The following is a 25,984-nucleotide window of genomic DNA, read 5'->3' on the forward strand; positions in this document are numbered from 1 at the left end:
TCATTGAGTGCAGGCGGGCCGGCTCTTAGTCTGTGACCCATAACCGATGGACGCCCAAGAGCGTTCGCACTTTTTCCGTGATCACTCGTTGTGGAGTTACCGATGGCCGCCGCTCACTACCCGCACCTGTTGGCCCCGCTGGACCTGGGTTTTACCACGTTGCGCAACCGCACCCTGATGGGTTCGATGCACACCGGGCTGGAAGAGAAACCGGGCGGTTTCGAGCGCATGGCGGCCTACTTTGCCGAGCGTGCCCGTGGCGGCGTTGGCCTGATGGTCACTGGCGGTATCGGCCCGAACGAAGAGGGCGGGGTGTACGGCGGCGCGGCCAAGCTGACCACCCTTGAAGAAGCGCTAAAACACCAGATCGTCACCCGTGCAGTGCATGAGGCCGGTGGCAAGATCTGCATGCAGATCCTCCACGCCGGGCGTTATGCCTACAGCCCGAAACAGGTGGCACCGAGCGCGATCCAGGCGCCGATCAACCCGTTCAAGCCCAAAGAGCTGGACGAGGAAGGTATCGAGAAACAGATCAGCGATTTCGTCACCTGCTCCGCCCTGGCGCAAACCGCCGAATACGACGGCGTCGAGATCATGGGCTCGGAAGGTTATTTCATTAACCAGTTCCTCGCCGCCCACACCAACCACCGTACCGACCGCTGGGGTGGCGCCTACGAAAACCGCATGCGCCTGCCGGTGGAAATCGTGCGCCGGGTGCGTGAAGCTGTCGGCCCGAACTTCATCATCATCTTCCGCCTGTCGATGCTCGACCTGGTGGAAGGCGGCAGCACCTGGGAAGAAATCGTGCAGTTGGCCAAGGCCATCGAGCAGGCTGGTGCAACGATCATCAACACCGGGATCGGCTGGCACGAAGCGCGGATTCCAACCATCGCCACCAAGGTGCCGCGTGCAGCCTTCAGCAAGGTCACCGCCAAGTTGCGGGGTTCGGTGGGTATTCCGCTGATCACCACCAACCGCATCAACACCCCGGAAGTCGCCGAGCAGATCCTCGCCGAAGGCGATGCCGACATGGTCTCGATGGCACGGCCGTTCCTCGCCGACCCGGAGTTCGTCAACAAGGCGGCTGCCGGGCGTGGCGATGAAATCAACACCTGCATCGGCTGCAACCAGGCCTGCCTGGACCACACCTTCGGCGGTAAGCTGACCTCCTGCCTGGTCAACCCGCGTGCCTGCCACGAAACCGAACTCAATTACCTGCCGGTGCAGCAGATCAAGAAGATCGCCGTGGTCGGCGCCGGGCCTGCGGGGCTGGCGGCCGCCACTGTTGCCGCCGAGCGCGGGCACCAGGTGACGCTGTTCGATTCGGCCAGCGAAATCGGCGGTCAGTTCAACGTCGCCAAACGTGTGCCGGGCAAGGAAGAGTTCTTCGAAACCCTGCGCTACTTCAACCGCAAGTTGCAGACCAGCCATGTCGAGCTGTGCCTGAACACTCGGGTCGATGTGCCACAACTGGTCGCCGGCGGCTACGACGAAGTGATCCTGGCCACTGGTATCGCGCCACGGCTGCCGGCGATTCCCGGCATCGACAATGCCAAGGTGCTGAGCTACCTGGATGTGATTCTGCAGCGCAAGCCGGTCGGTAAAAAAGTCGCGGTTATCGGCGCCGGCGGTATCGGATTCGACGTGTCGGAATTCCTCGTGCACCAGGGTGTGTCCACCAGTCAGGACCGCGAAGCCTTTTGGAAGGAGTGGGGCATCGACACTCAGCTGCAAGCGCGCGGTGGCGTGGCCGGCATCAAGGCCGAGCCGCATGCCCCGGCCCGCGAGGTGTTCCTGCTGCAACGCAAGAAATCCAAGGTCGGTGACGGCCTGGGCAAGACCACCGGCTGGATTCACCGCACCGGTCTGAAGAACAAGCAGGTGCAGATGCTCAACAGCGTCGAGTACCTGAAGATCGACGACGCCGGCTTGCACATTCGCATTGGTGAGACTGGCGAGCCGCAACTGTTGCCGGTGGACAACATTGTGATCTGCGCCGGCCAGGACCCGCTGCGTGAGCTGTATGACGGCCTGCTGGCCGCTGGGCAGAACGTGCACCTGATCGGCGGTGCGGACGTGGCGGCGGAGCTCGATGCCAAGCGCGCGATCAACCAGGGATCGCGTCTGGCGGCTGAGCTCTAAGCCAACCCACGTTGGCCCTGTAGCAGCTGTCGAGCCCGCGAGGCTGCGTTCGAGGACGCAGTCCTCGCCGGGTTGGCGTGGGTCCTTGGCGCCTGCTTCGCAGCCGAACGCAGCCTCGCAGGCTCGGCAGCTGCTACGAGGTGCATGGCTGGTAGACTGACGTTCCACTTCTGGTGAACGATGTTGCCGATGTTTTGCGTACCTGCCGATTGGTCTCCCCGCGCTCCCCTCGAACCCCTGCACCTGGACTGGCTCGACCGTGCCGGTGTCGAGGTCGCGGTGCTGCGCCTGGACCTGATCGACCCGCTGATCTGTGGCAACAAGTGGTTCAAGCTGATGGATCATCTCAGGCTCGCCAGCGAGGCGGGAGCGCAGGGCGTCATCAGCCTGGGCGGTGCCTGGTCCAATCACCTGCACGCCCTGGCGGCGGCCGGCAAGCGATTTGGCTTTGCCACCGTCGGCCTGTTGCGCGGGCATTCCCAGTCCAATGCCACGGTGCAAGACCTGCAGGCGTTCGGCATGCACCTGCACTGGCTGGGTTACGGCGGCTATCGAGCCCGGCATGAACCTGGGTTCTGGCAGCCGTGGTTGGCGCAGTACCCGGGGTTTGCGCCAATCCCCGAGGGCGGTGGCGGCTTGGCGGGTGCGCGGGGTTGCGGGCAACTGCTGGACCTGGTCGCTGAGCAGTTGCCTGGCCTGGGGTGGACCGATCACCACGGTTGGTGGCTGGCCTGCGGGACCGGTACCACCCTGGCGGGCCTGGTACTGGCCGAGGCGGGCAAGCATGCGGTGCAGGGTGTGTTGGCGGTGCCGGACGACCACGGTGTGGCCGGGCAGGTCGCAGCGATCCTGGCGCAGGGCGGCTGGTCAGGTGGCGACTATCGGCTGATCGATGGCAGCCGTGGCGGTTTTGCCAAGGTCGACCCGGTGCTGCTGGCGTTCATCGAGGCCACCGAGCAGGCCAGTGGTCTGCCGCTGGAGCCGCTGTACACCGGCAAGGCCTTGCTGGCGCTCAAGCAACAGGTCGAGGCGGGGCACGTGGCCCCCGGCACACGCTGGATCTTTGTGCACACCGGCGGCTTGCAGGGCCGCCGGGGATTTACCTCCCAGGCAGGTGGTTAACCGCGCTTGGGCATCATCCGTAGCAGGGTGTTGTCGCGGTAGAAATAATGGTGCGCCAGTCCGGCCACGGCATGCAGGCCGATCAGCCAGTAACCGATGGTGCCCCCCAGCACGTGCCAGCCTTCGATCTGCTTGGCCAGCTCCTTGTCTTCGCCGATCAGCATTGGCAGGTCGATGCCATAGAACATCACTTGATGGCCGGCGGCACTGGTGATCAGCCAACCGAGGATCGGCATGCCGATCATGAATACATACAGCGTGACGTGCATCAGGGTCGCCAGCAGGCTTTGCCAGCGCGGTGGAGTGGGTACGATTTTCGGTGCCACCCCCAGGCTGCGGGCGAACAGGCGCAGCCAGACCAGGACGAACACGGTCAGGCCGAGCATGAAGTGCGCTTCCTTGATCAGGGTCCGTCCGCCACTGCCTTTGGGAAAAATCCCCCGCAGTTCGATGGTGGCGTACACCACGGCCAGCAGCACCAGCATCAACCAGTGCAGTGCGATCGATACGCTGCTGTAGCGTGAGACAGAGTTCTTCCAGGGCATAGGGTTTTTTCCTCACTGTTCAGGTCACAAATCTCCATTCTTGTGCGACGGAGTGCCTTCACTGTAATCCTGTTAGGAAGGAATTGCCTGAGCCAGGTCAGGCTTTTGTCCTACGTATAGCGCTCTGTCACAGGGCTTTACCCAAAAAAAAGCGCCAGCCCCGGTCAAGGGCTGGCGCTTTGTCGGGCGCGAGGGTGATCAGCTGCTTTGTGGCATCTCACCCTGGGCCAGGCGTTTGTTGATGTCGGCGATCACCTGCGGCAGGTCGGTGATGGTGTCGATCATGTAGTGCGGGCGCGAACCTTCGAACAGGCGATGAATGCGCTCGCGCTCGATAGCCAGGGTGTCGCTGCCCAGGGCGCGATAGCCCTCGTACGTCAGGCCCAGCGCGTTGCCGGAGCAGATCAGGGCGACGGTCCACATCCCGGCGCTTCGGCCTTCGAGGATCCCGGGTACGGTGTCATCGATCTTCACGCAGGCGGCGACGTCGTTGATGCCCAGGGCGATGACGTTGGCCAGGGCCTGGGCCGGCCATGGGCGACCGTTGGGCACTTCGTCGGTGGCGACCACGTGATCGGCGATGTAGCCGTTGGTGGCTGCCAGCTCGACCACCTTGTCCATCACCTGTTTCGGATAGCCGGAGCAGGAACCGATCTTGATGCCTTGCTGGCGCAGGTTGGCAATGGTTTCCAGGGCGCCAGGGATCAGCGCCGAGTGCTCGGCGATCTTTTCGATCTGCAGCGGCATGAAACGTTGATAGATGGCGGTCACGTCATCGTCGGTCGGGGTGCGGCCAAACACCTTGCGATAACGCTCGGCCACTTGTGGCTGGTCACACAGGGTGCGGATGTGGTCCCACTTGCCCATGCCCATCGGGCCACGGGCTTCTTCGATGGAGACCTGCACGTCGAATTCGGCGAACGCCTCGACAAAGATCTGGGTCGGCGCGAACGAGCCGAAGTCGACTACGGTGCCGGCCCAGTCGAGGATGGCGGCTTGCAGTTGAGTTGGGTTGTTGTAGTTCATGGTTTGCGAATCCTGTATTTGGGAAATAGTGAACCCTGCAGCAGCTGGCGTAGCCTGCGTCCGGCTGAGCACTGAACAGTCAGATGTCGAGCACTTCCATCTCGCGCAAGACCTCGGCCACGGCGGCCACTGCGGCGCGCATCTCGGCCTGGTTGACGTGACCGATGCAGCCGACGCGGAATGTTTCGACCTGGGTCAACTTGCCCGGGTAGAGGATGAAACCCTTGGCCTTGACCCGTTCGTAGAACTCCTTGAATTGATAGCGTGGGTCCTGCGGGGCGTGAAAGGTGACGATGATCGGCGCCTGGATGGCCGTCGGCAGGAAGCTGCGCAAGCCAAGCCTGGCCATTTCTTCGAGCAGCACCTGGCAGTTGTCGGCGTAGCGTTGGTGGCGAACCGCCAAGCCGCCTTCTTCGTTGTATTGCAGCAGGGCTTCGTGGAGCGCCGCGACCACGTGGGTCGGCGGAGTGAAGCGCCACTGGCCGGTCTTGGCCATATAGCTGTGCTGGTCGAACAGATCCATGGCCAACGAATGGGAGTTGCCGGCCGCATTGGCCAGGGCGTCCTTGTTGGCGAAGACAAAACCCATGCCGGGCACGCCTTCCAGGCACTTCCCGCTGGCGGCGATCAGCGCGTCGAAGGGCACTTGCCGGGCGTCGATCGGTAGCGCACCGAACGAACTCATGGCGTCGATGATCAGGCGTTTGCCGTGCTCGGCAATGACCTGGGCAATCTCTGCCAGCGGGTTGAGAATCCCGGTGCTGGTTTCGCAGTGGATCAGCGCAACGTGGGTGATGCTGGTGTCGGCCCGCAGCAGGCGGTCGACGTCGGCGGCGGTGGTCGGCTCGTCTTCAGCGGTTTCGAAGGTGCTGAACGAGCGGCCCAGGTATTCACAGATTTTCGCCAGGCGCTTGCCGTACGCGCCGTTGATCAGCACCAGCACTTTACCGTCGCGGGGCACCAGGGTACCGATCGCCGCTTCGACGGCGAAGGTCCCGCTGCCTTGCAGGGGCACGCAGTGGTGGCTGTCGGCGCCGTTGACGATGCTCAGCAGTTGTTCGCAGAGGCTGGCGGTCAGTTGGTTGAAGCGGTCATCCCATGAACCCCAGTCGACCATCATCGCCTGGCGGGTGCGGGCCGAAGTCGTCAGTGGGCCGGGGGTGAGCAGGATGGGTTCGGCAGTGCTCATTCGCGTGTCCTCGTTATCGATGGGATGAAGCTACGGGAGATAAATTGCAATTTGCCGCGCCATCAATCAAATTGTTTGTTGTTATGCCAATCATCAGTAAGGCTTATTCATGAACCTGTTCCAGCTGCGCGCATTCGATGCGGTGGCCCGTGAGGGCAGCTTTACCCGGGCCGCTGCCCGTCTGTTCATCAGCCAGCCGGCAGTCACCGGGCACATCAAGGCGCTGGAGGAGCACTACCAGATCACGCTGCTGCGGCGCACCGCACGGCGGGTCGAACTGACGGAGGAGGGCACCAAGCTGGCGGCGATCACCCGGGCGATGTTCGGCCTGGCCGAAGAAGCCCAGGTGATGCTCGAGGCCAACCGGCAGTTGCTGACCGGGCGCCTGGAAGTGGCGGCGGACGGGCCGCACATGGTCATGCCGATGCTCGCCAGCCTGCGGGCGCGCTACCCGGGCATCACGGTCAACCTGCGCTTGGGCAACGCCCAGGAAACCCTCGCGGCGCTGCTGTCCGAGCACGCCGACGTGGCGGTCCTGACCGAAGTCGAGCCGCGCAAGGGCCTGCACCTGCAAGCCCTGAGCGAGTCGCGCATCTGCGCGCTGGTGCCCGCCGGTCACCCCTGGTCGAGCCTGGACCAGGGCATCAGCCTTGAGGCGCTGGACCAGGTGATCATGGTCCTGCGGGAGCCGAGTTCGATCACCCGCCGTACCTTTGATGAGGCCTGCAGCCAGGCGCGGATCACCCCTCGGGTGCTGCTGGAACTGGACAGCCGCGAAGCGGTGACCGAGGCGGTGGCGGCGGAACTTGGGGTCGGGGTGGTGTCGTCGGTCGAGGTCAGTCACGACCCGCGGGTGCGCGCGGTGCCGATCATCGGTGAGGGGTTGGTCAATCGGCACCTGATCGGCTGCATGCAGCGGCGCCGGGACCTGCGCCTGATCCAGGCGTTTTTTGCCCTGGCGCCCGCCTGATGGAATGTGGCGCGTCTATCGCTAGCAGGCTCACATTGATGGAGCTGAGTGGATGTCCCCCAAATCTGCGAACACCCAGAACCACTGTGGGAGCGGGCTTGCCCGCGATGGGGCCGGTCCATTCAACATCGATGGTGCCAGACATACCGCTATCGCTGGCAAGCCAGCTCCCACAGGTTGAGTGGATGTCCCCCAAATCTGCTAACACCCAGAACCACTGTGGGAGCGGGCTTGCCCGCGATGGGGCCGGCCCATTCAACATCGATGGTGCCTGACATACCGCTATCGCTGGCAATCCAGCTCCCACAGGTTGAGTGGATGTCCCCCAAATCCGCGAACACCCAGAGCCACTGTGGGAGCGGGCTTGCCCGCGATGGGGCCGGACCTGCCTACTCCAGGCTCTCACGCACCATCTGCAAAAACGTCGCCACTACGCGCCGTGAACTCTGTTCGCGCAGGCACACCAGGGTTTCGGTCAGGCGCCGGGTGCAATCGATAATCGGTAGAGCGCAAACCCGGGAGTCGGCGCCGAACTCGGCGGCCGAGACCACGCCCACGCCAATCCCGACCACTACGGCTTCCCGTGCAGCCTCACGGCCCTCCACCTGGATCGCCGGGCGAATGCGCAGGCCGGCCCGGGCCATTTCTTCTTCCAGGGTCTGGCGGGTCACCGAACCGATTTCGCGTAATACCAGCGGAGTGTCGTCCAGGTCCGCCAGGCAGATCGATTCGCGGTCGGCCCAGGGGTGGCTGCGGGAAACGAATGCCACCATCGGGTCGTTGCGCAGCGGTAGTGTCAGCAGGCGCGCATCGCTGACGTCCCGTCCGAGCAAGGCCAGGTCAGCCTGATAGTTGAACAGGCGAAACAGTGACTCGTCGGTGTTGCCGGTTTCGATCTTCACGCTGATGCCGGGATAGCGCTCGCAGAACCGGGCGATTTGCGGCAGCACGTGGACCGGGGCATCCACCGCCAGGATCAGGCTGCCGGTCTGCAGTGCCTGGGAGTCGTGCAGCAGTTCCTGGGCCTCGGCTTCGATCACGAACAGGCGTTGTGTGATGCTCAACAGGCGCTCACCCAGGTCGGTCAGGCGCACTGAGCGCTTGTTGCGATGAAACAACAACACACCAAAACGCTCTTCGAGTTTGCGCACCTGATCGGAGATTGCCGGCTGAGTCAGGAACAAGCGTTCGGCGGCTTTGGTGAAGCTGCCGTGTTTGGCCACGGCATGGAAAGCTTTGAGCTGGGCGTGGGATACCGACATCGCGTGACCTCTTACAGGCTGAGCGTATATTTGAAATACGATAAATCGATTTCTCTTATTCAACAGTAACTGTTTTTATCGTACCTAGCCCCGCAGGTCGGTCAGTCGACCCACGGCGGTGGCCATGATCCTGGCGCGCATGGAACATCTCGAGACAGCGATGGAGCAGGACTCATCTGACCGGTAACGCCCGCCCTCCAAGGGGCCCTGGCGCAGTGCTGAACAATAAAAATACAGGCGTTTGGCTTTCGGAATCTGCCGGCACACTCACACCCTGAGGTCAGATCCACCATGCAAAAGCACATCGGCACCCTCAAGCGTTGGCGCGTGCAAATCTTCGCCATTACCTGGCTCGCCTACGCGGCCTTCTACTTCACTCGCAAAGCGTTCTCCGTGGCCAAGCTGGGGATCGGTGAAGACCCTACCTTTCACCTCGACAAAATGGCCATGGCCAACCTCGACGGGCTCTACCTGGCAGCCTATGCCGTCGGCCAGTTCACCTGGGGCATCCTCGCCGATCGCTATGGGCCGCGGGTGGTGGTGTTCGGCGGATTGTTGATCTCAGCCTTGGCGGCGTTGGTGATGGGCACCTTTGCCACCTTGCCGATCTTCGCTACCTGCATGGTCATCCAGGGCCTGGCGCAGGCCACCGGGTGGTCCGGTCTGTGCAAGAACCTCGGCAGTTTCTACCCCGCCGAACAACGCGGCCGGGTGCTGGGCCTGTGGAGTTCGTGCTACGCCTTTGGCGGCCTGGTGGCTTCGCCTTTTGTCGGCTGGTGGGCCTATACCCTGGTGGGCAGTTGGCATGCGGCGTTCATTTCCAGTGCCGCGGTGGTGGCAGTGGTGGCGCTGCTGTTTTTTATCTTTCAGCGCAACCAGCCTGAAGACGTCGGCTTGCCGGCGGTGGAGCCGCAGCCGCAACTGACAGCTGCCGAGGCAGATGCGCAAAGCCGGATCAGTATGTGGGCGCCGCTGCGCGAAATCCTGCGCAACCGCACGGTGCTGACCCTGGGCCTGGCGTACTTCATGCTCAAGCCAGCGCGTTACGCGATTCTGTTGTGGGGACCAGTGATCGTCTTCGAGCAAATGCCCTCCGTGGGCAAGGTGGGGGCAGCGATCATCCCCACCGCGTTCGAGCTGGCGGGGTTGCTGGGTCCGATCATGATTGGCCTGGCCTCGGACAAACTGTTCGGTGCGCGGCGCTTGCCGGCCTGCGTCCTGAGCCTGCTGGCGCTGACCGTGTCGCTGGCGCTGTTCATGGGCGCCTTGCAGACCGGTAGCGTGTTGCTGGTAGTGGCCTTGTTGTTTGTCATGGGCCTGACCCTGTACGGACCGGACTCGATGATCAGCGGTGCGGCCGCGATTGACTTCGGCACCGCCAAGGCCGGCGCCACCGCCGCTGGTTTCGTCAACGGCTGCGGTTCGGTCGGGGCGATCCTCGGCGGCCTGCTGCCCGGCTACTTCGACACGGTCACGGTGTTCATCGTGTTTGCCGGTTGCGCGTTGTTTTCCGCCCTGGTGCTGATCCCCCACTGGAACAGCCGCCCGGCAGGGCTGCAACCTAACCGTGCGCTTGTGCCGACGGTGCCGGTAACGATTTAGCCACTGCACAGCTGATTGCTCCCTGCCGCCGCTCTTAGCCTGACCGGGGCGCCTTGCCGGCGTGGGGCAGCAACCAGTCGAACAACAGTTGGTTGTGCCCCGTGCGTGCAGACGGGCTGGTGGGCCTGGCACTCTCAATGAAGCTCAGGCGTTGCTCGCTGTTCCAGTGTTGCTGGAAGTACTCGGCCAGCGCCACGCATTGCCCCGGATACAGCAGGTACAGTTGGTCCGGGGTGCGGGCGAACTCGCAGGCCAGCTGTTTTTTCTGCGCGGGTGAAAGCGCCAGGTTACCCGACGCCAGGCTGGTGCCCTGCATGACCACGTCGCTGCGATCCAGGCCGCTCAACTCCTTGAGGCCGGGGCGCGGCATACGCACGATGTACCAGTTGGCGTGGGCCAGGCGGTCAGTGGTCGCGGGCGGGCGTTCGAACAGCGAGATTTCACCGCTCCAGCCGCTGTGCTGGGGCTGAGGCGGTCCGGGGTGTTCGAGGTGTTCGCCGCCCGGGGTGGGTGTCGGGCTGAACAGTGGGCCGGCCAAGGTGATGCTGTCTGCAGTCAAGTGCAGCACGTTGCCATTGGCTGTGAGGCTGATGGGGTGTTCTTCAGCGTGCCGTGCCGGGCCATTGCGCACCGCGCCGAGGTCGGTGGCATACAACACTGGTCGATCGGGATCGTCATCAAGGAAGCTGACCTGGACTTCGCTGCCGCCTGCGGGCACCTGCGTGGCGTGCGCGGCCACCTGGACCCTGGGCAACCAAAGCCCCGAGGGCGCGTCACCTGCGGCCTGCTCAGGCCACAACCGGACCTCCACCCGACCCAGTGCGTCGAGCACTGCCGGCTCTACTACCCGACCGATTTGCTGACCGTGGATGCGCGGCTTGGGGTGCTTGAGCGCCGGGCGGAATTCGCTGGACCAGGGAATGGCGGTGAATTGATTGCGGTAGAGGTTCGCTGAGCCTTGGTGCTCAACCTCGCAGAGCAACCACTGGTCATTGAACACCGCGACAGGATGGCCGCTGACTTGCAGGATGCCGCCACTGCACAGACCCGGCTGGGTACTGTGCCCCTGGACTTGCCGGTGCAGGCACCGCAGCCGTTCGAGCTCGCGCCGGCTCAACTGGAGCTGGTGCTGCTGGGTCAGGGTTGCCCGGGCTGTGGCCTGGGCGATTTGATTGGCGGCGTCTGCCGGCGCGGGGCGCGACTCCTGTGGTTCGCCCCGTGGCTGAACGCTGTGGCGCGGCGCGGAGTCGAGCGGGCTGTGACATTGAAACAACTGGCTGATCACCGGCTGGTCGGCACTGGGCGCAAAGGCGGTCTCTAGCGGGTGCTGGGTGAAGCTGGCGCTGTCCTCGGCGAACACCAGTACATGTCGCTCGTGCTGGTGTTCAAAGTGAAAGTGGATGCCTTCCTCTTCACACAGCCGATGCAGCAGGTGCAGGTCGGTTTCGTCGTACTGGATGCACAGCGCCCGCGGTGGGTACTCGCCATGGTGCAGCTCGAAGCGGTAACTGTCGGCGGGCAGGTTGTGCTCTTCGAGCAGCTGGTGCAGCAGTTGTGGCACGCTCAACTCACGCCGCACACGCCGTCGTGGCGTTTGCTCCAGGGCTACCAGGCGAGGTGCCAGGGTCAGACGATAAGTGATCTGCCGTGCGCTTGCCTCGATCAGAGCGGCGCACTGGACGATCCCGTGGCGACCGCAATCCGCACCCAGGCTGAGGTAGGCCGGCTGGTGCAGCCACTGCTCAAGCTGAATCGCCGGTGCGGGGCCGAGCAATTCGATCTCTAGTTGGTACAGCTGGTTGAGGGCTTCGTGCCCTTTGAACTGACGCACCGCAAAACTCAAGGCGAGCTCGGGGAGGGTCAGGGTTGGGCTCAGGCCCGGGGGGCTTTCCATGTCGTTGTGCATCACACACCCTTGTGCCTTGAAGTTCGGGACATCGAGGGTACGAAACACTGAGGGTTAATAGTCAGCCCCTAAGCGCATTTCAGAAAGCCCCTACAAGCGCTTGTGGTGATGTCGCTCATCCACTGCAGTTTTTGGTCGATTGCCAACTTTTTGCCGTATAAACTTGCGCAAAGCGTCGGCCAATAGATGTCTCGGCGCCACAGATCAAGAGAGTGAGTTATGGGCGCACAGTGGAAGGTTAAACACAAAGAAGCGGCAGCCAACGCCAAGGGGAAAATCTTCGGCAAGCTGGTGAAGGAAATCACCATTGCTGCGCGTAACGGTGCCGATACCGCAACCAACGCGCATTTGCGCCTGGTGGTGGAACAGGCCAAGAAGGCCTCGATGCCCCGTGAAACCCTGGAACGGGCGATCAAGAAGGGTTCGGGTCAACTGGGTGAGACCGTGCAGTACCACCGTGTGACCTACGAAGGGTTTGCCCCGCACCAGGTACCGCTGATCGTTGAGTGCGTGACCGACAATATCAACCGCACCGTGGCGGAAATCCGCGTGGCGTTCCGTAAGGGTCAGTTGGGGGCTTCCGGTTCCGTGGCTTGGGACTTCGACCACGTGGGCATGATCGAGGCATCGCCGGACACCCCGGACGCCGATCCGGAGATGGCTGCAATCGAAGCCGGTGCCCAGGATTTCGAACCCGCCGAAGACGGCGCGACCCTGTTCATCACCGAAGCCACCGACCTCGATTCGGTGCAGAAAGCCTTGCCGGAGCAGGGCTTCACCGTGTTGTCGGCAAAACTGGGCTACAAGCCGAAGAACCCGGTCAGCGGCTTGACTGACGCGCAGATGGAAGAAGTCGAAGCGTTCCTTGAAGGCCTGGACAACCACGACGACGTGCAGGACATGTTTGTCGGGTTGGCGGGTTGATCTGATTCGCCAGTGACACCGTCATCGCGAGCAGGCTCGCTCCCACATTAGATCGCGCCCGACCAGGCAACTCGGTCAACTGTGGGAGCGAGCCTGCTCGCTATTGACCGCGCAGCGGTCACAGACTTTCCAATTGCTCCACGACTTCGTTGAACCCGGGCCGTGCCAGCACTTGGGGCTGACAGCACTGGCGCTGCAACCTCTCCAGTACCTCGCGTCGTGCGGCACTCAGGCCGGAGTCGATCCGCGCCAGTAACTCCCCCAGCAGAATCCCGAAGGCGCGCACTTCGATGCGTTGCAGTGCGCGGGTTTCCAGGGTCTCGGCGCGGGCATGGAAGGACGCTGCGCCGAAGTCCCCCAGCAGGCAGTCGCCCTGATCGTTATACAAAGTGTTGTGGCCATACAAGTCGCCGTGGGTGATGCCCTGTCGATGCAGGTGCGCAGCGGCCGAGGCGATGCCGCGGGCGATGTTCAATGCCACTTCGGCGCTAAAGCGCGTGTCGGGCTCATACACGTCGCGGCTGCAGGAATCCAGGCTGGGCAAGGCGGCCAGGTTGCGATAACTGCGGTCGATCAACCCCATCACCAGTCCGGCCTGTTGCTGTGGATGGTCGACGATGCGCCCCAGCACGCTGATCAGCTGCGGATGAGTGCCGGCGCTGAGGCAGGCGTTCATTTCATGCAGGGGCGAACCGTCGCTGGTCATCGAGCCTTTGTAGAGTTTCACCGCGACCTGGCGCTCCGGCAGTGATGACGGCTGCCACCGTGCCTGATGAATCACCCCCGAAGCGCCTTCGCCCAGGCGCTGCTGCAGCTGCAATTGCGCCCAGGGGATGTGTGCGGTGGCGGCCAGCGCGCTGGCATCGGCCTCGGTTTCCAGCGGGTTGCCGGCATACGCCAGCCAGGCCAGGGACGGCAAGGTCAGCAACCACTGGGGCAGTTCGCTGAGTTGGTTTTCGGCAATGCGGATCAATTCCAGCCGATGGCACTGGCCCAGGCTGGCGGGCAGGCTGCGCAGCCGGTTGCCGGCGAGCATGAGTTTTTGCAGCAGCGGGCGTTGCCCCAGTTCGCTGGGCAATTGCTCCAGTTCATTGTCGGTCAGGATCAACCAGCGCAACAGTGGCGGCAGCGCCGTGGCCGGGACCCGCTGCAGGTGATTGCTCTTGAAGCCGATCATGCTCAGTTGCTGGCATTGACCCAGGCTGGCCGGCAGTTCGCGCAAGTGATTATTCGAACAGAACAGCACCCGCAAGTGGCGCAGTCGGTGCAGGTCGTCCGGCAATTGGCGCAAGGCGTTGCCGCTGAGGTTGAGCACCTCCAGCGAGTCCGCCAGGCTGTAAATTTCCTCGGGAAACTCCTCCAGGCCGCACGACAGGTCCAGTCGTTTGATCCCGGCCAACTCGCCGGATCGCAGTTGTGCAAGGGTATGCATGAACACATCCAGTCAATGGAAGAGAGGGCGGCGTCGAGCCTGCAAACGTTGGAATGATAACGGTAAACGTCCGGGTCTGGCGGCTAGAACTTCAGCGTCTGCTGGATGACCTGGGTAGCCGGGTCGCGGGCTTCGCTGACCATCGCATAGTTGTAGCCGGCCCCCGACCAGTATTGCGCCTGCAATTCACCGTCGCTGCGACTGCCTTTGGGGAGCAGGTAGTTACGCGGGCCGGGCGGGCGGATGTAGAAGCTGATCTTGCGCCCGCCTTGATCTTCATACATCACCATGGCCGCCGGGCCCTGGTCGGTGCTCAGCAAACGTGCGCTGACCGGCTGGAAACCCGCGTTGGCGAGGTCCGGCAGGCGGTTGGCGTGGGCAAAATAATGATCGAGCCAGCCCTGCATGTCGCCGTCATCGCTGACCCGATAGTCGGCCGGCAGCAGGCCTTGCTGGGCGAACATTCGGTACGCCTGCATCGCGTCAGTCATCGGCAGGGTGCCACCGCTGAGCGTCATTTGCCGTGCTTGCCAGCCACCCAGGCCGCCGACACTGACTGCGATCAGCAGCAGGGCGGCACTGGCCAGTTGGCGCCGGGACTGGCGCTTGCGGCGTTGGCGAATCAGCCCCGGGTCGAGGTCGGGGTTGTCCGGTTGTTGCAAGGCGCCGCCCAGGGCTGCCCGCAGTCGCTGGGCGTCCTGCTGCCAGGCGCGTACCTGCCCGGCCATCTGCGGATTGGCCGCCAGGTACGTCTCCACCAGGCGCCGGTCGGCATCGTTGAGCTGATGGTCGACGTAGGCGTGCAGGTCATTGACGCTGGGCGGCATGCTGATCATTTGAGTCTCCGCAGGGAAGGGCTACTGATTTCACCGTCGCTGAGCAGACGCAAAGCCTGGCGCGCCCGGGACAGACGAGACATTACGGTGCCGGTCGGGACGTCGAGGATCTCGGCGACCTCTTTATAACTCAAGCCCTCCACCGCAACCCAGAGCAACAGCGCCCGCTGCTCGGTGGGCAACCGGTCGAAGGCTTCCAGGGTGTTCTGCGCAATCACCGTGCGCTCCAGCGAAGGCTGCGGCTCGTCGCGACCGGTGAAAAACTCAAGCATCCGCGCATAACGCCGGGAGCGGCGATGGGCGTCGAGAAACTGCCGGTACAGAATCGCAAACAGCCAGGCCCGCAGATCGCCCTCCGGGTGTTTGCTGCCCCAACTCGACAGCGCACGCTCCAGGCACGACTGCACCAGATCGTCGGCGCTGCTGGAATTGCGGGTCAGCGAGACCGCAAAGCGACGCAGCCTGGGGATCAGTTCACGTAACTGTTCGTCGAGAGGGTTCATGGTGGGCGGGCCAGTCACTACGCTTGGAACCAGAGAGACGCTTGGCAGTGGAGGTTATTCCCGTGGCGCAGAAATAAACATCGGGCCATGGAATAAACGTCGACGGGCAACGTCTGCCTGATCCTTGCCACACGCCGTTCCCGGCCCTGGAGTGTTACATGGTAGATCGTTCCCCACCCCCCGACAGGCTTCCTTTAAGTCCCGTCAGCCTGGCCCTGCGCCTGGCAGCGATTGGCCTGGTGGTTGGCGCCATGGCCGTGGCCTTTGCCTACGTCAACGGTTCTCTCGACCCACAGCGCTTGACTCCCAAGGCACTGGTTAACGTGCTTGAAACCAACAACGGCGTTCACCCAGGGTTTCGCCGCAACCACGCCAAGGGGGTGTGCGTGATCGGCTATTTCGAGAGCAGCAACGAGGCGCGTGCCTATTCCACCGCGCAGGTGTTCAACGCTGCACGAACCCCGGTGGTCGGGCGGTTTGCCTTGCCCAGCGGCAATCCTTACGCACCGGATACTAGCGTGCCGATCCGTAGCCTGGCGCTGCGCTTCACTCAGGCCGATGGGCAACAATGGCGCACGGGCATGAACAGCATGCCGGTGTTCCCGGTGGGTACACCCCAGGCGTTTTATCAGTTACAGCAGGCGCAGAGCCCGGATCCTGCAACGGGCAAACCGGACCCAGCGGCCGCCCCGGCATTTTTTGCCGCGCACCCGGAAACCGCGCCGTTCCTGCGCTGGATCAAGAGCGCCAAACCCTCGGCCAGCTACGCCACCGAGACCTATAACGGCATCAATGCGTTTTATCTGGTGAATCCGGCGGGTCAACGCCAGGCCGTGCGTTGGGGGGTCGTTCCGCAGGCCCGGGACGGCGCAACCACCAGCGCCGCACAAGGCGCTGATGTTCTCGAACAGGACTTGCGCGAGCGCCTGCAGGCCGGGCCGTTGCGCTGGCAGTTGCTGATCACCCTGGCCGATCCGACGGACCCCACTGACGATGCCAGTCAAGCCTGGCCGGCTGAACGCAAGGTACTGAACGCCGGGACGCTGGTGCTGCAAAGCAGCCAGGCGCAAAACAGTGGCGAGTGCCGGGATATCAACTACGACCCGCTGATCCTGCCCAGTGGCATCGAGCCCTCGAAAGACCCGTTGCTGGCCGCGCGTTCGGCCGCCTACGCCAGCTCCTATCTGCGCCGGACCAGCGAAGTCGGTCAGTTGCCTGACGCTAAACAGGAGGCCGCCCAATGAGCGCGCAACCGAACCACTTCGCGCCCCTGGCGCGGCTGCTGCACTGGCTGATGGCATTGCTGGTGATCGCCATGCTGTTCATTGGCGCCGGCATGGTCGCCTCGGTGTCCGAGCGCCATGAATGGCTGATCCACCTGCACAAGCCGTTGGGCGTGGCGATCCTGTTGCTGGTGATCGTGCGCCTGTTCGTGCGCTTCTCGACGCGTCAACCGCCCTTGCCGGCGGACCTGCCCGGTTGGCAGGTGCTCGCGGCCAAGGCGTCCCATGGGCTGCTGTATGCCCTGATGCTGATCTTGCCAGTGCTCGGCTGGGCGATGATTTCGGCAGCGGGTGATCCGGTCACGCTGGGCATTGGCCTGCAATTGCCAGCAATCGTGCCGGCCAATGCCGCGCTGTTCGCCTTCCTGCGCAGGGCCCATGGGTACCTGGCCTACCTGCTGTTCCTCACGGTATTGCTGCACCTGGCCGCAGCGCTGTTCCACGGCTGGATCCGGCGTGACGGCGTATTGCAGAGCATGCTGTCCGGCAAGGATCACTGATCGGGCAGGGCGCTGCTGGCGAGGCCTGAGGGCCGCATGCGCTGTGGCATGCGGCCCGTTGAGCGATCAGCGCAGGGTTTTCACCAGTGCGGCGACGGTCGACAACACATCCTTGCCCAATTGCATCGAGCGCTTGCCGGACCAGCCGGTGTGGGGGTTCGGGGCGTCGTTGTGGTCCTTGAACGGCATCTCCAGGGTCAGTGACAGGCAGTCGAATTTCTGTCCGACGCTGTTGCAGGCCAGGGTCATGTTGGCTTTCCCCGGTAGGTCGCGGGTGTAGCCGTGGGTGGTCTGGAAGTCACGGGTCTGGTGTTTCAGATGGCTGCGAAAGTGCTCCTCAAGCGCAGCCAGGCGTGGCGTGTAGCCAGGGTTGCCTTCGCAGCCGGCCGTGAACACGTAGGGGATTTCTTCATCGCCATGGATATCCAGGAACAGGTCAACGCCGTATTGGTCCATGTGCTGCTGCACGAACAACACTTCCGGACTGCTTTCCTGGCTTGCGCTCTGCCAGGCACGGTTGAGGTCCTGGCCCATGGCGTTGGTGCGCAGGTGGCCGTGGAACGCCCCGTCCGGGTTCATGTTCGGCACCAGGTACAGGTCGGCACTGGCCAGCAGGCTGTTGAGCTCTGGGTCATTGTGCTGTTGCAGGCGTTCGATCACTCCCTCCATGAACCATTCGGCCATGTGTTCGCCGGGGTGTTGCTGGGCGATGATCCAGACCTTGCGCTGGCCTTCGGCGCCACTGCCTTTGCGCAACAGTTGAATGTCACGGCCCTCGACGCTCTTGCCGGTGGCCAGTAACTCGGTACCGGCCTTGCCCAGCGCCTGCTCGATCAGCCAGTCATGGCGGCCGCGGCTGTAGGGCTCGAAGTAGGCGAACCAGGCGTGAGTCTCGCGGGCTTCCAGGCTGAAGCGCAAGCAGTCGCCTTCGAAAATGGTCGGCACCCGGAACCAGTTGACGTGGTCGTAGGAGGCCACCGCCTGGTAACCGTCCCAGGCCTTGTTGTAGGAGGACTTACTGGCGTTGCTCAGGCGAAACCAGTGTTCTTCGCCCACATGCAGGCCGCTGGCCTTGAAGTGGAACCACTGGAAATGCGGGCTGCGGGTGTCGGGCTTGATGGCCAGCAAGGCCTGTAGCGGATTGCTGAGGTCCAGCACTTCGATGTTGCCGCTGTCGAAGTTGGCAGTGATATCAAAGGAGCGTTGAGCCACGGTCATAATCTCATCCTGGATATGATTTTTATGGCGCTACTTTACACGGGCGAGGGGTAAAGCCGAGGGCAATTTACCGGGAAAGGAGGGGGGCGTCGTCCTTGACGCTGCAGCAGCTTAGTGGCTATGCGATTGATTCTCAAGTGCTATTTGTCAGTGTTTAATTCGGGTTTTTGTGAGTCGTGTTGCAAAAAGGTGGTCTTTTGATATCATGCGCGCCATCGAATTTAGCAGTACCAGTCTTCATTAGCCTGAAGCCAAAGCCAGAATAACTGGCAAAAAAAAGACCCGGCAAAAAGCCGGGTCAAAAACCGTGATTAGCCTGATGAGGAGATATTCCAAGAGTCCGACCTAAGGTCCCTTGGTCTATCGACTGATCTCGCGACCAGCTGCATGCAATAATAATCATTATCATTTGCAAGTCAACTATTTTTACCCGCCTCATAGGAAATATCTTTCCTGTCGTTTTGCCAGACGCCGCGACCTGCCTCAGGTTCCGACGTTTTACCTCGGTTTCAACCGCGTAATCTCAGTAGATCCGCTCTGCGTCCAGTGACCTGTCCACCATGGCTTTTGCCATGTCGATCATGTGCACCACCGAAAACGCAAGGTCGCGGCGTGGGCCCTGCAGGTTGTCCGCTGACTCATGGGCGGAGGCGGCCGCACAGCGCAACAGGTCCGAGGCATGTGCCAGGGCCTCCTCGCGACTGACGTGAGGGCTGACATCGAAGAAGCGTTCGATGACTTGGGGATCTGAAACAGCGGGTTTCAAGTAATAGTCCAGCGCGCGTTGGGCGGCGGCGCAGTTATTGAGTGAACTGAAGTCGCTGGTGGTTTCCGACGCGGGCAGCGTGTTATCGGTGAGATCCATGGTGAGTACCTATTCCGAGGGTGGGGCCGTTGGTGTTGGTAGAGAATAGTACTAACTGTATTCATGACCAAAAATTAAATACTACAATGTGTGTGTTGAGGGTCAGCCAGCGCGAAGTATTGTTCCGCCCATGGATAAATGGATTGAATTGGTCAAGGCCAAGATGAGTGAACTACGGATCACTCAGGAAAAACTCGCAGAGCGTCTCGCCATGTCACAGGGTGGCGTCGGGCATTGGCTGAACAAGCGCCGGCAGCCCAGCCTCGATGACATGAACCGGGTGTTGCAGGAACTCGGATTGGGTTTTCTCGAGGTGGCCATGGTGCTCAGGGAGGTCGAGCAGGCGCAGGACGAGGGTGCAGAACCGGGATCGCTGGCGCAAAAGTACAACCCATACTTTCGTTACCCGGTGAGCGATTGGCGGGTCCTGTCGCAGGTGCGCGAGGCCCAGGTGCCGGCCTACGGCAACGGGCGCTCCGAGATGACGGATTACCATGCCCAGGGCGCAGCTTTCTGGTTGGTGGTGGTGGGGGATGCGATGACCGCACCCACAGGCATCAGCATTGCCCAGGACATGCTGATCCTGGTCGACCCGGCGGTGGAAGCGGTACCGGGCAAACTGGTGATCGCGCAATGGGCCGACAGCGCCGAAGCGACCTTTCGCAAGTTGATCGAGGAGGGCGGGCAACGTTATCTGGTGCCCTTGAATCCGACCTACCCCAAAGCCCTGTTTACCGAGCAGTGTCGGATCATCGGCGTGGTGGTACAGGCCACCGCGCGGTTTTAACCCGGCAGGTCCTGGCTCACAGGACCTGCCGGTGACTCGCGGTTACTCCAGCTCGACCAGCGCGCTGCCTTCGGTGACCATCTCGCCTTCCTGGCAATACAAGGCCTTGATCACGCCATCCTGGGGCGCCCGAATGCTGTGCTCCATCTTCATCGCTTCGAGCACCACCAGCGGCGCACCGGCTTCCACAGTCTGCCCAGGTTCGACCAACACCCGGACAATGCTGCCGTTCATCGGGGCGGTCAGGCCGCCTTGATGGCTGTGGCTGGCTTCAACCGCGGCAATCGGATCGTACTCGCTGATGCAACGCAACTCGCCTGCCCACTGCAGGTACAGATGCTGGTCCTGGCGAATCGCCCGCAACTGGCGGCGCAGCCCCTGATGCTCGACACGCAACTGCTCATCCTTGAGCTCGGCGGTGTGGGCGTTGGTCGGCGCCAGGGTAATGGCCCGGTCCTGGCCTTCACAGCACAGGTGCAGGGTGGTTTCAGCCGGCAAGCCGGCACGAAAGCCATTGCCGTTGGCCCAGGGTGAGCTCGGGTCGTCGCCGCGCACGTTGGGGCGCCGGCTTTGGGCGAAGGCCTGGGCGGCAGCGTGCCAGAACTCATCGCTGAGTGCCTGGGGCGCCGGCAGCAATTGTTCCTGGTAGCGTGGGATAAATCCGGTGTCCAGTTCGGCTGCGGCGAATGCCGGGTGTGCGACGATTCTGCGCAAGAAGCTGATGTTGGTCTTCAAGCCGCCAATGGCGAACTCATCGAGCATGCTCAGCAAGCGCAGGCGTGCCTGTTCGCGGTCCTCGCCCCAGGCAATCAGCTTGCCGAGCATCGGGTCATAGTACGGCGAAACCACGTCGCCTTCCTCGACGCCACTGTCAACTCGACGTCCCGGGCCCGGGGCTGATTCGCGGTACAGCGCCAGGTGCCCGGTAGCCGGCAGGAAGTCGTTGCTCGGGTCTTCGGCGTACAGACGCACTTCGATCGCATGGCCGATCAGCGGCACCTGCGCCTGGGTCATCGGCAGTGGCTCGCCCTGGGCGACGCGAATCTGCCAGGCCACCAGGTCCAGGCCGGTGATGGCTTCGGTAACCGGGTGTTCAACCTGCAGGCGGGTGTTCATTTCCATGAAGAAGAACTCGCCACGCGAGTCCAGCAGGAACTCCACGGTGCCGGCACCGACATAACCGATGGCCTGGGCAGCCCGTACCGCCGCTTCGCCCATGGCTTTACGCAGCTCGGCGCTGAGGCCGGGGGCCGGGGCTTCTTCCACCACCTTCTGGTGGCGACGCTGAATCGAGCAGTCCCGTTCGTTGAGGTACAGGCAGTTGCCGTGTTGGTCGGCGAACACCTGGATTTCCACGTGGCGCGGCTTGAGCAGGTACTTTTCCACCAGCATCCGCGAGTCGCCGAACGATGACAGCGCTTCACGCTGGGCCGAGGCCAGGGCTTCGGCCAGTTGGCTGGTGTCCTCGACCACTTTCATGCCCTTACCGCCGCCACCGGCCGTGGCCTTGAGCAGCACCGGGTAGCCGATGCGCTCGGCGGCAACGCGGAAGGTTTCCAGGTCCTGGGCTTGCCCGTGATACCCCGGGACCAGCGGCACGCCGGCGGTTTCCATCAAGGCCTTGGCGGCAGACTTGCTGCCCATGGCGTCGATGGCCGAGGCCGGTGGGCCGAGGAAAATCAGCCCGGCGTTTTCGATGGCGCGGGCAAAGCCGGCGTTCTCCGAAAGGAAGCCGTAGCCGGGGTGAATCGCCTGGGCGCCACTGGCCTTGGCCGCGGCCAGCAATTTGTCGATCTGCAGGTAGCTGTCGGCCGCTTTGCTACCGCCCAGGTCCACGCGGATATCCGCTTCGCGGCTGTGGCGTGCGTCACGGTCAGTGGCGCTGTGCACGGCCACGGTGGTCAGGCCCAGGGCCTTGGCGGTGCGCATGACCCGGCAAGCGATTTCGCCGCGGTTGGCCACCAGCAGGGTGGTGAGTACAGGTGCGCTCATCAACGCGGCTCCTTGGTGGTGGATGCTGTCTGCCAGCTCGGCGGACGTTTGTGCAGGAAGGCACGCAAGCCTTCCTGGCCTTCGGGGCTGACGCGGATCCGGGCAATGGCGTTTTCGCAGTAGCGGCGCAGGGCTGGGTTCAGTGCGCCGCTGCCGACTTCACGCAGCAATTCTTTGCTCGAGCGCATGGCTTGCGGGCTGTTGAGCAGCAGGTTGCTGATCCAGCTTTCAACCTGTGACTCCAGCTCGCTGGCCGGATAGCTTTCGCTGAGCAGGCCCAGTTCCCGGGCCCGCTGGCCACTGAAGCGCTCGGCTGTCAGCGCATAACGACGGGCTGCACGCTCACCGATGGCTTGCACGACGAAGGGGCTGATCACCGCTGGCGCCAGGCCGATGCGCACTTCCGACAGGCAGAACTGCGCGTCGTCGGTGCCGATCGCCAGGTCGCAGCAACTGACCAGGCCCACCGCGCCGCCAAAGGCCGCGCCCTGGACCACGGCCAGGGTCGGCAGCTTCAGTTTGGCCAGGTTGTACATCAACTCGGCGAGCTCGCGGGCATCGTCCAGGTTGGTGTGGTAATCGAGCTCGGCCGATTGCTGCATCCAGGCCAGGTCGGCGCCGGCACTGAAGTGCTTGCCGCGGCCGCGCACCAGCAGGAAACGCAGGCTTGGATCGGCCTGGACCTTGTCCAGCGCCAGGATCAGTTCACGAATCATCTCGGCGTTGAACGCGTTGTTCTTGGCTTCGCGGCTGAGCCAGAGCGTGGCGAAACCACGGGGATCGGTCAGCAGTTCCAGGGTATTGAAGTCGCTCATGTGTAACCTCTGCACAACTCTTCGATGCAGGCGTCGGGCTTGCCGGCGAACGTCATTGCGCTTATCTCAAGCGCTCTTTTCGCGGGTAGCCTGGCGCCTGCGGGATCACATCCGGAACACGCCAAAGCGGGTCGGTTCGACCGCTGCGTTCAGCGAAGCGGACAACGCCAGCGCCAGCACGTCACGGGTTTGCGCCGGGTCAATGACCCCGTCGTCCCACAAACGCGCACTGGAGTAGTAGGGGTGGCCCTGTTCTTCGTACTGATCGAGGATCGGTTGCTTGATCTCGGCTTCCTGGGCTGCGCTGAAGTCCTGGCCGCTGCGTTCGGCCTGCTCGCGCTTGACCTGCACCAGCACGCCAGCGGCCTGCTCGGCCCCCATCACGCCGATGCGCGCGTTGGGCCACATCCACAGGAACCGTGGATCGTAGGCGCGCCCGCACATGCCGTAGTTACCGGCGCCGAAACTGCCGCCAATGATTACCGTGAACTTTGGCACCTTGGCACAGGCCACCGCGGTCACCAGTTTGGCGCCGTGCTTGGCGATGCCGCCGGCTTCGTACTTCTGGCCGACCATGAAACCGGTGATGTTTTGCAGGAACAACAGGGGAATCCCGCGCTGGCAGGCCAGTTCGATGAAGTGCGCGCCTTTCTGCGCGGCTTCGGCGAAGAGGATGCCGTTGTTGGCGAGGATTGCGATCGGGTAACCGTGCAGATGGGCAAAACCGCACACCAGGGTGGTGCCGAACAGCGCCTTGAACTCATCGAATACCGAGCCGTCGACCAGGCGCGCGATCACTTCACGCACATCAAACGGTTGCTTGGCATCAGCCGGGACCACGCCATACAGCTCGTCGTTGGCAAACAGCGGGGCAATCGGCGTGCGTTGCTGCAGCTCGCCCAGCTTGCGCCAGTTGAGGTTGGCGACGCTGCGCCGGGCCAGGGCCAGGGCGTGTTCGTCGCTGTCGGCGTAGTGGTCGGCAACCCCGGAAATCTTGCAGTGCACATCGGCCCCGCCGAGGTCTTCGGCACTCACCACTTCACCGGTCGCGGCTTTCACCAGCGGTGGCCCGGCGAGGAAAATCGTCGCCTGCTCACGCACCATGATGGCTTCGTCGGCCATGGCCGGCACATAAGCCCCACCGGCGGTGCAGGAACCCATGACCACGGCGATCTGGGGAATGCCCATGGCGCTCATGTTGGCCTGGTTGAAGAAGATCCGGCCGAAGTGCTCACGGTCCGGGAACACCTCATCCTGGCGTGGCAGGTTGGCACCGCCGGAGTCCACCAGGTAGATGCACGGCAGGCGATTCTGCTGGGCAATGGTCTGGGCCCGCAGGTGTTTTTTCACCGTCAGTGGGTAGTAGGAGCCGCCTTTGACCGTGGCATCGTTGGCGACGATCATGCATTCGACACCTTCGACGCGGCCGATGCCGGCAATCACACCCGCTGCCGGCACGTCTTCGCCATACACCTGGTACGCCGCCAACTGGCTGATTTCCAGGAAGGGTGAGCCGGGGTCGAGCAAGCGGTTGATCCGCTCGCGGGGCAGCAGTTTACCCCGTGAGGTATGCCGCTCCTGGGCCTTGGCGCCGCCGCCTTGCTGGACCTGGGCGAGCAGGGTGTGCAGCGCGTCGACCTGGGCAAGCATCGCCGCGCTGTTACTGGCGAACTCCGCCGAACGGGGGTTGAGCTGGGTGTGCAGGATGGCCATGGACAGCTCCGTTAGCGGGTTTCGTTAAACAGTTCGCGACCGATCAGCATGCGACGGATCTCACTGGTGCCGGCACCGATTTCGTACAGCTTGGCGTCGCGCAGCAGGCGGCCGGCCGGGAATTCGTTGATATAGCCGTTGCCCCCCAGGATCTGGATCGCGTCGAGGGCCATCTGGGTGGCGCGTTCGGCGCTGTAGAGGATTACCCCGGCGGCGTCCTTGCGGGTGGTTTCGCCGCGCTCGCAGGCCTGGGCCACCGCATACAGGTAGGCGCGGCTGGCGTTGAGCTGGGTGTACATGTCGGCGACCTTGCCCTGGATCAGCTGGAATTCGCCGATGCTCTGGCCGAACTGCTTGCGGTCGTGGATGTAGGGCACGATCAGGTCCATGCAGGCTTGCATGATCCCGGTCGGGCCGCCGGACAGGACCACGCGCTCATAGTCCAGGCCGCTCATCAGGACTTTGACGCCACCGTTGAGCACGCCAAGGATGTTCTCCTGCGGGACTTCGACGTCGTCGAAGAACAGCTCGCAGGTGTTGGAGCCACGCATGCCCAGCTTGTCGAATTTGTTGCTGCGGCTGAAGCCTTTCCAGTCACGCTCGACGATGAACGCGGTGATCCCGTGCGGACCCTTTTCCAGGTCGGTCTTGGCGTAGATCACATAGGTATTGGCGTCCGGACCGTTGGTGATCCAGGTCTTGCTGCCGTTGAGCACATAGTGGTCGCCGCGTTTATCGGCACGCAGCTTCATCGATACCACGTCGGAACCGGCATTCGGCTCGCTCATGGCCAGCGCGCCGATGTGTTCGCCGCTGATCAGCTTGGGCAGGTACTTGGTTTTCTGCTCGTGGTTGCCGTTACGGTTGATCTGGTTGACGCACAGGTTGGAGTGGGCGCCGTAGGACAGGGCGACCGACGCCGAACCGCGGCTGATCTCTTCCATCGCGACCACGTGGGCCAGGTAACCGAGGCCGGCACCGCCGTACTCTTCCGCGACCGTGATGCCCAGCAGCCCCATGTCGCCGAACTTGCGCCACAGATCCGCGGGGAACAGGTTGTCGATGTCGATCTGGGCGGCGCGGGGCGCAATCTCTTTGCTGACGAATGCGCGGACCTGGTCACGCAGCATGTCGATAGTTTCGCCGAGGGCAAAGTTCAGAGACGGATAGCTCATGGGGCACCTTTAAACTTGTTTTTATCAATGGAGAATCGGCCTGCGATGCGCGCCGAGTCGACTGTCACCTTTACGTTAACGTAAACCTGAGACGAATGGCTGTCAATCGCCCTTTACGTTAACGTCAACTTGAGCGAGAGTAGAGGCAGTTCAGGTCGGGTCCGGCTGCATGATGCC

Annotated in this window: 22 protein-coding genes; 8 read left to right on the forward strand and 14 right to left on the reverse strand. The window is 63.0% G+C overall.

What is annotated here, in order from left to right; all coding sequences use genetic code 11:
• The first annotated feature begins 102 nt into the window (after positions 1 to 102).
• Positions 103 to 2,142: an NADPH-dependent 2,4-dienoyl-CoA reductase gene (locus CKW24_RS10950; protein WP_095167811.1), complete on the forward strand. Its 2,040-nt coding sequence runs from the start codon at positions 103 to 105 to the stop codon at positions 2,140 to 2,142.
• A 189-nt stretch (positions 2,143 to 2,331) separates the two neighbouring features.
• Entirely contained in the window at positions 2,332 to 3,264 is a 933-nt protein-coding gene (locus tag CKW24_RS10955; RefSeq protein ID WP_095167813.1) for a 1-aminocyclopropane-1-carboxylate deaminase/D-cysteine desulfhydrase, read from the forward strand.
• Here CKW24_RS10955 and CKW24_RS10960 read toward each other — a convergent pair.
• The 3 genes from CKW24_RS10960 to CKW24_RS10970 all read right to left on the reverse strand — a co-directional run bounded on the left by CKW24_RS10960 (position 3,261) and on the right by CKW24_RS10970 (position 6,024).
• Positions 3,261 to 3,809 carry a cytochrome b gene (locus tag CKW24_RS10960; RefSeq protein WP_095167815.1) on the reverse strand — a complete coding sequence of 183 codons (549 nt, stop codon included), beginning with the start codon at positions 3,807 to 3,809 and terminating at the stop codon, positions 3,261 to 3,263. The genes CKW24_RS10955 and CKW24_RS10960 overlap by 4 nt on opposite strands.
• Before the next feature lie 198 nt (positions 3,810 to 4,007).
• A complete protein-coding gene (gene phnX / locus CKW24_RS10965) occupies positions 4,008 to 4,835 on the reverse strand; it encodes a phosphonoacetaldehyde hydrolase (RefSeq protein WP_095167817.1) in 828 nt (275 codons plus the stop codon).
• 79 nt (positions 4,836 to 4,914) lie between these two features.
• Positions 4,915 to 6,024: a 2-aminoethylphosphonate--pyruvate transaminase gene (locus CKW24_RS10970; protein WP_095167819.1), complete on the reverse strand. Its 1,110-nt coding sequence runs from the start codon at positions 6,022 to 6,024 to the stop codon at positions 4,915 to 4,917.
• Between the two features lie 109 nt (positions 6,025 to 6,133).
• Between CKW24_RS10970 and CKW24_RS10975 the strand changes: the two genes are divergently transcribed.
• Entirely contained in the window at positions 6,134 to 6,994 is an 861-nt protein-coding gene (locus CKW24_RS10975) for a LysR substrate-binding domain-containing protein (protein WP_095167820.1), read from the forward strand.
• A gap of 389 nt (positions 6,995 to 7,383) precedes the next feature.
• Here CKW24_RS10975 and CKW24_RS10980 read toward each other — a convergent pair whose 3' ends face one another.
• Positions 7,384 to 8,256 (reverse strand): LysR family transcriptional regulator, encoded by an 873-nt coding sequence (locus tag CKW24_RS10980; protein ID WP_095167822.1) that lies wholly within the window; start codon positions 8,254 to 8,256, stop codon positions 7,384 to 7,386.
• 291 nt (positions 8,257 to 8,547) lie between these two features.
• Here CKW24_RS10980 and CKW24_RS10985 point away from each other — a divergent pair, with 291 nt between their 5' ends.
• Positions 8,548 to 9,858: an MFS transporter gene (locus CKW24_RS10985; RefSeq protein WP_095167824.1), complete on the forward strand. Its 1,311-nt coding sequence runs from the start codon at positions 8,548 to 8,550 to the stop codon at positions 9,856 to 9,858.
• A gap of 34 nt (positions 9,859 to 9,892) precedes the next feature.
• On the opposite strand, the gene CKW24_RS10990 is transcribed toward CKW24_RS10985, so the two are convergent.
• A complete protein-coding gene (locus tag CKW24_RS10990; protein ID WP_159987278.1) occupies positions 9,893 to 11,752 on the reverse strand; it encodes a type VI secretion system Vgr family protein in 1,860 nt (619 codons plus the stop codon).
• A 231-nt stretch (positions 11,753 to 11,983) separates the two neighbouring features.
• Between CKW24_RS10990 and CKW24_RS10995 the strand changes: the two genes are divergently transcribed.
• The gene (locus tag CKW24_RS10995; protein ID WP_095167828.1) at positions 11,984 to 12,688 is read left to right on the forward strand and encodes a YebC/PmpR family DNA-binding transcriptional regulator; all 705 of its coding nucleotides are present in this window, start codon (positions 11,984 to 11,986) and stop codon (positions 12,686 to 12,688) included.
• Positions 12,689 to 12,806: 118 nt separating this feature from the next.
• Here CKW24_RS10995 and CKW24_RS11000 read toward each other — a convergent pair whose 3' ends face one another.
• The 3 genes from CKW24_RS11000 to CKW24_RS11010 all read right to left on the reverse strand — a co-directional run bounded on the left by CKW24_RS11000 (position 12,807) and on the right by CKW24_RS11010 (position 15,459).
• On the reverse strand, positions 12,807 to 14,120 hold the full coding sequence (locus CKW24_RS11000; RefSeq protein WP_095167830.1) for a leucine-rich repeat-containing protein kinase family protein: 1,314 nt from the start codon (positions 14,118 to 14,120) through the stop codon (positions 12,807 to 12,809).
• 83 nt (positions 14,121 to 14,203) lie between these two features.
• Positions 14,204 to 14,956 (reverse strand): anti-sigma factor, encoded by a 753-nt coding sequence (locus CKW24_RS11005; RefSeq protein ID WP_095167832.1) that lies wholly within the window; start codon positions 14,954 to 14,956, stop codon positions 14,204 to 14,206.
• Entirely contained in the window at positions 14,953 to 15,459 is a 507-nt protein-coding gene (locus CKW24_RS11010) for a sigma-70 family RNA polymerase sigma factor (RefSeq protein ID WP_095167833.1), read from the reverse strand. The genes CKW24_RS11005 and CKW24_RS11010 overlap by 4 nt, the downstream gene beginning before the upstream one ends.
• 158 nt (positions 15,460 to 15,617) lie before the next feature.
• Here CKW24_RS11010 and CKW24_RS11015 point away from each other — a divergent pair, with 158 nt between their 5' ends.
• Both CKW24_RS11015 and CKW24_RS11020 read left to right on the forward strand, forming a co-directional pair.
• The gene (locus tag CKW24_RS11015; protein WP_095167834.1) at positions 15,618 to 16,703 is read left to right on the forward strand and encodes a catalase family peroxidase; all 1,086 of its coding nucleotides are present in this window, start codon (positions 15,618 to 15,620) and stop codon (positions 16,701 to 16,703) included.
• Entirely contained in the window at positions 16,700 to 17,242 is a 543-nt protein-coding gene (locus CKW24_RS11020; RefSeq protein WP_095167835.1) for a cytochrome b, read from the forward strand. The genes CKW24_RS11015 and CKW24_RS11020 overlap by 4 nt, the downstream gene beginning before the upstream one ends.
• Positions 17,243 to 17,308: 66 nt before the next feature.
• Here the strand turns inward: CKW24_RS11020 and CKW24_RS11025 are convergent, their stop codons facing one another.
• Positions 17,309 to 18,460, reverse strand: a complete 1,152-nt coding sequence (locus CKW24_RS11025) for a M14-type cytosolic carboxypeptidase (RefSeq protein ID WP_095167837.1) — start codon at positions 18,458 to 18,460, stop codon at positions 17,309 to 17,311.
• Positions 18,461 to 18,983: 523 nt separating this feature from the next.
• Entirely contained in the window at positions 18,984 to 19,325 is a 342-nt protein-coding gene (locus tag CKW24_RS11030) for a DUF6124 family protein (RefSeq protein ID WP_095167838.1), read from the reverse strand.
• Between the two features lie 130 nt (positions 19,326 to 19,455).
• On the opposite strand from CKW24_RS11030, the gene CKW24_RS11035 reads away from it, so the two are divergent.
• On the forward strand, positions 19,456 to 20,112 hold the full coding sequence (locus CKW24_RS11035; protein ID WP_095167840.1) for a S24 family peptidase: 657 nt from the start codon (positions 19,456 to 19,458) through the stop codon (positions 20,110 to 20,112).
• A 42-nt stretch (positions 20,113 to 20,154) separates the two neighbouring features.
• Here the strand turns inward: CKW24_RS11035 and CKW24_RS11040 are convergent, their stop codons facing one another.
• The 4 genes from CKW24_RS11040 to CKW24_RS11055 form a co-directional block, all read right to left on the reverse strand.
• The gene (locus CKW24_RS11040) at positions 20,155 to 22,104 is read right to left on the reverse strand and encodes an acetyl/propionyl/methylcrotonyl-CoA carboxylase subunit alpha (RefSeq protein WP_095167842.1); all 1,950 of its coding nucleotides are present in this window, start codon (positions 22,102 to 22,104) and stop codon (positions 20,155 to 20,157) included.
• Positions 22,104 to 22,919 carry a gamma-carboxygeranoyl-CoA hydratase gene (locus tag CKW24_RS11045; protein ID WP_095167844.1) on the reverse strand — a complete coding sequence of 272 codons (816 nt, stop codon included), beginning with the start codon at positions 22,917 to 22,919 and terminating at the stop codon, positions 22,104 to 22,106. The genes CKW24_RS11040 and CKW24_RS11045 overlap by 1 nt, the downstream gene beginning before the upstream one ends.
• A gap of 105 nt (positions 22,920 to 23,024) precedes the next feature.
• Positions 23,025 to 24,632 carry a carboxyl transferase domain-containing protein gene (locus tag CKW24_RS11050; RefSeq protein WP_095167845.1) on the reverse strand — a complete coding sequence of 536 codons (1,608 nt, stop codon included), beginning with the start codon at positions 24,630 to 24,632 and terminating at the stop codon, positions 23,025 to 23,027.
• A gap of 11 nt (positions 24,633 to 24,643) precedes the next feature.
• On the reverse strand, positions 24,644 to 25,807 hold the full coding sequence (locus CKW24_RS11055) for an isovaleryl-CoA dehydrogenase (RefSeq protein WP_095167847.1): 1,164 nt from the start codon (positions 25,805 to 25,807) through the stop codon (positions 24,644 to 24,646).
• Between the last annotated feature and the right edge of the window lie 177 nt (positions 25,808 to 25,984).

Source organism: Pseudomonas sp. Irchel 3H3, from assembly GCF_900187635.1.
Lineage (GTDB): Bacteria > Pseudomonadota > Gammaproteobacteria > Pseudomonadales > Pseudomonadaceae > Aquipseudomonas.

Bases quoted from the DNA above. Each gene is read 5' to 3' on its own strand.
- CKW24_RS10950 (WP_095167811.1), top strand. From the start codon at position 103: ATGGCCGCCGCTCACTACCCGCACCTGTTGGCCCCGCTGGACCTGGGT.
- CKW24_RS10955 (WP_095167813.1), top strand. From the start codon at position 2,332: ATGTTTTGCGTACCTGCCGATTGGTCTCCCCGCGCTCCCCTCGAACCC.
- CKW24_RS10960 (WP_095167815.1), bottom strand. From the start codon at position 3,809: ATGCCCTGGAAGAACTCTGTCTCACGCTACAGCAGCGTATCGATCGCA.
- phnX (WP_095167817.1), bottom strand. From the start codon at position 4,835: ATGAACTACAACAACCCAACTCAACTGCAAGCCGCCATCCTCGACTGG.
- CKW24_RS10970 (WP_095167819.1), bottom strand. From the start codon at position 6,024: ATGAGCACTGCCGAACCCATCCTGCTCACCCCCGGCCCACTGACGACT.
- CKW24_RS10975 (WP_095167820.1), top strand. From the start codon at position 6,134: ATGAACCTGTTCCAGCTGCGCGCATTCGATGCGGTGGCCCGTGAGGGC.
- CKW24_RS10980 (WP_095167822.1), bottom strand. From the start codon at position 8,256: ATGTCGGTATCCCACGCCCAGCTCAAAGCTTTCCATGCCGTGGCCAAA.
- CKW24_RS10985 (WP_095167824.1), top strand. From the start codon at position 8,548: ATGCAAAAGCACATCGGCACCCTCAAGCGTTGGCGCGTGCAAATCTTC.
- CKW24_RS10990 (WP_159987278.1), bottom strand. From the start codon at position 11,752: ATGGAAAGCCCCCCGGGCCTGAGCCCAACCCTGACCCTCCCCGAGCTC.
- CKW24_RS10995 (WP_095167828.1), top strand. From the start codon at position 11,984: ATGGGCGCACAGTGGAAGGTTAAACACAAAGAAGCGGCAGCCAACGCC.
- CKW24_RS11000 (WP_095167830.1), bottom strand. From the start codon at position 14,120: ATGCATACCCTTGCACAACTGCGATCCGGCGAGTTGGCCGGGATCAAA.
- CKW24_RS11005 (WP_095167832.1), bottom strand. From the start codon at position 14,956: ATGATCAGCATGCCGCCCAGCGTCAATGACCTGCACGCCTACGTCGAC.
- CKW24_RS11010 (WP_095167833.1), bottom strand. From the start codon at position 15,459: ATGAACCCTCTCGACGAACAGTTACGTGAACTGATCCCCAGGCTGCGT.
- CKW24_RS11015 (WP_095167834.1), top strand. From the start codon at position 15,618: ATGGTAGATCGTTCCCCACCCCCCGACAGGCTTCCTTTAAGTCCCGTC.
- CKW24_RS11020 (WP_095167835.1), top strand. From the start codon at position 16,700: ATGAGCGCGCAACCGAACCACTTCGCGCCCCTGGCGCGGCTGCTGCAC.
- CKW24_RS11025 (WP_095167837.1), bottom strand. From the start codon at position 18,460: ATGACCGTGGCTCAACGCTCCTTTGATATCACTGCCAACTTCGACAGC.
- CKW24_RS11030 (WP_095167838.1), bottom strand. From the start codon at position 19,325: ATGGATCTCACCGATAACACGCTGCCCGCGTCGGAAACCACCAGCGAC.
- CKW24_RS11035 (WP_095167840.1), top strand. From the start codon at position 19,456: ATGGATAAATGGATTGAATTGGTCAAGGCCAAGATGAGTGAACTACGG.
- CKW24_RS11040 (WP_095167842.1), bottom strand. From the start codon at position 22,104: ATGAGCGCACCTGTACTCACCACCCTGCTGGTGGCCAACCGCGGCGAA.
- CKW24_RS11045 (WP_095167844.1), bottom strand. From the start codon at position 22,919: ATGAGCGACTTCAATACCCTGGAACTGCTGACCGATCCCCGTGGTTTC.
- CKW24_RS11050 (WP_095167845.1), bottom strand. From the start codon at position 24,632: ATGGCCATCCTGCACACCCAGCTCAACCCCCGTTCGGCGGAGTTCGCC.
- CKW24_RS11055 (WP_095167847.1), bottom strand. From the start codon at position 25,807: ATGAGCTATCCGTCTCTGAACTTTGCCCTCGGCGAAACTATCGACATG.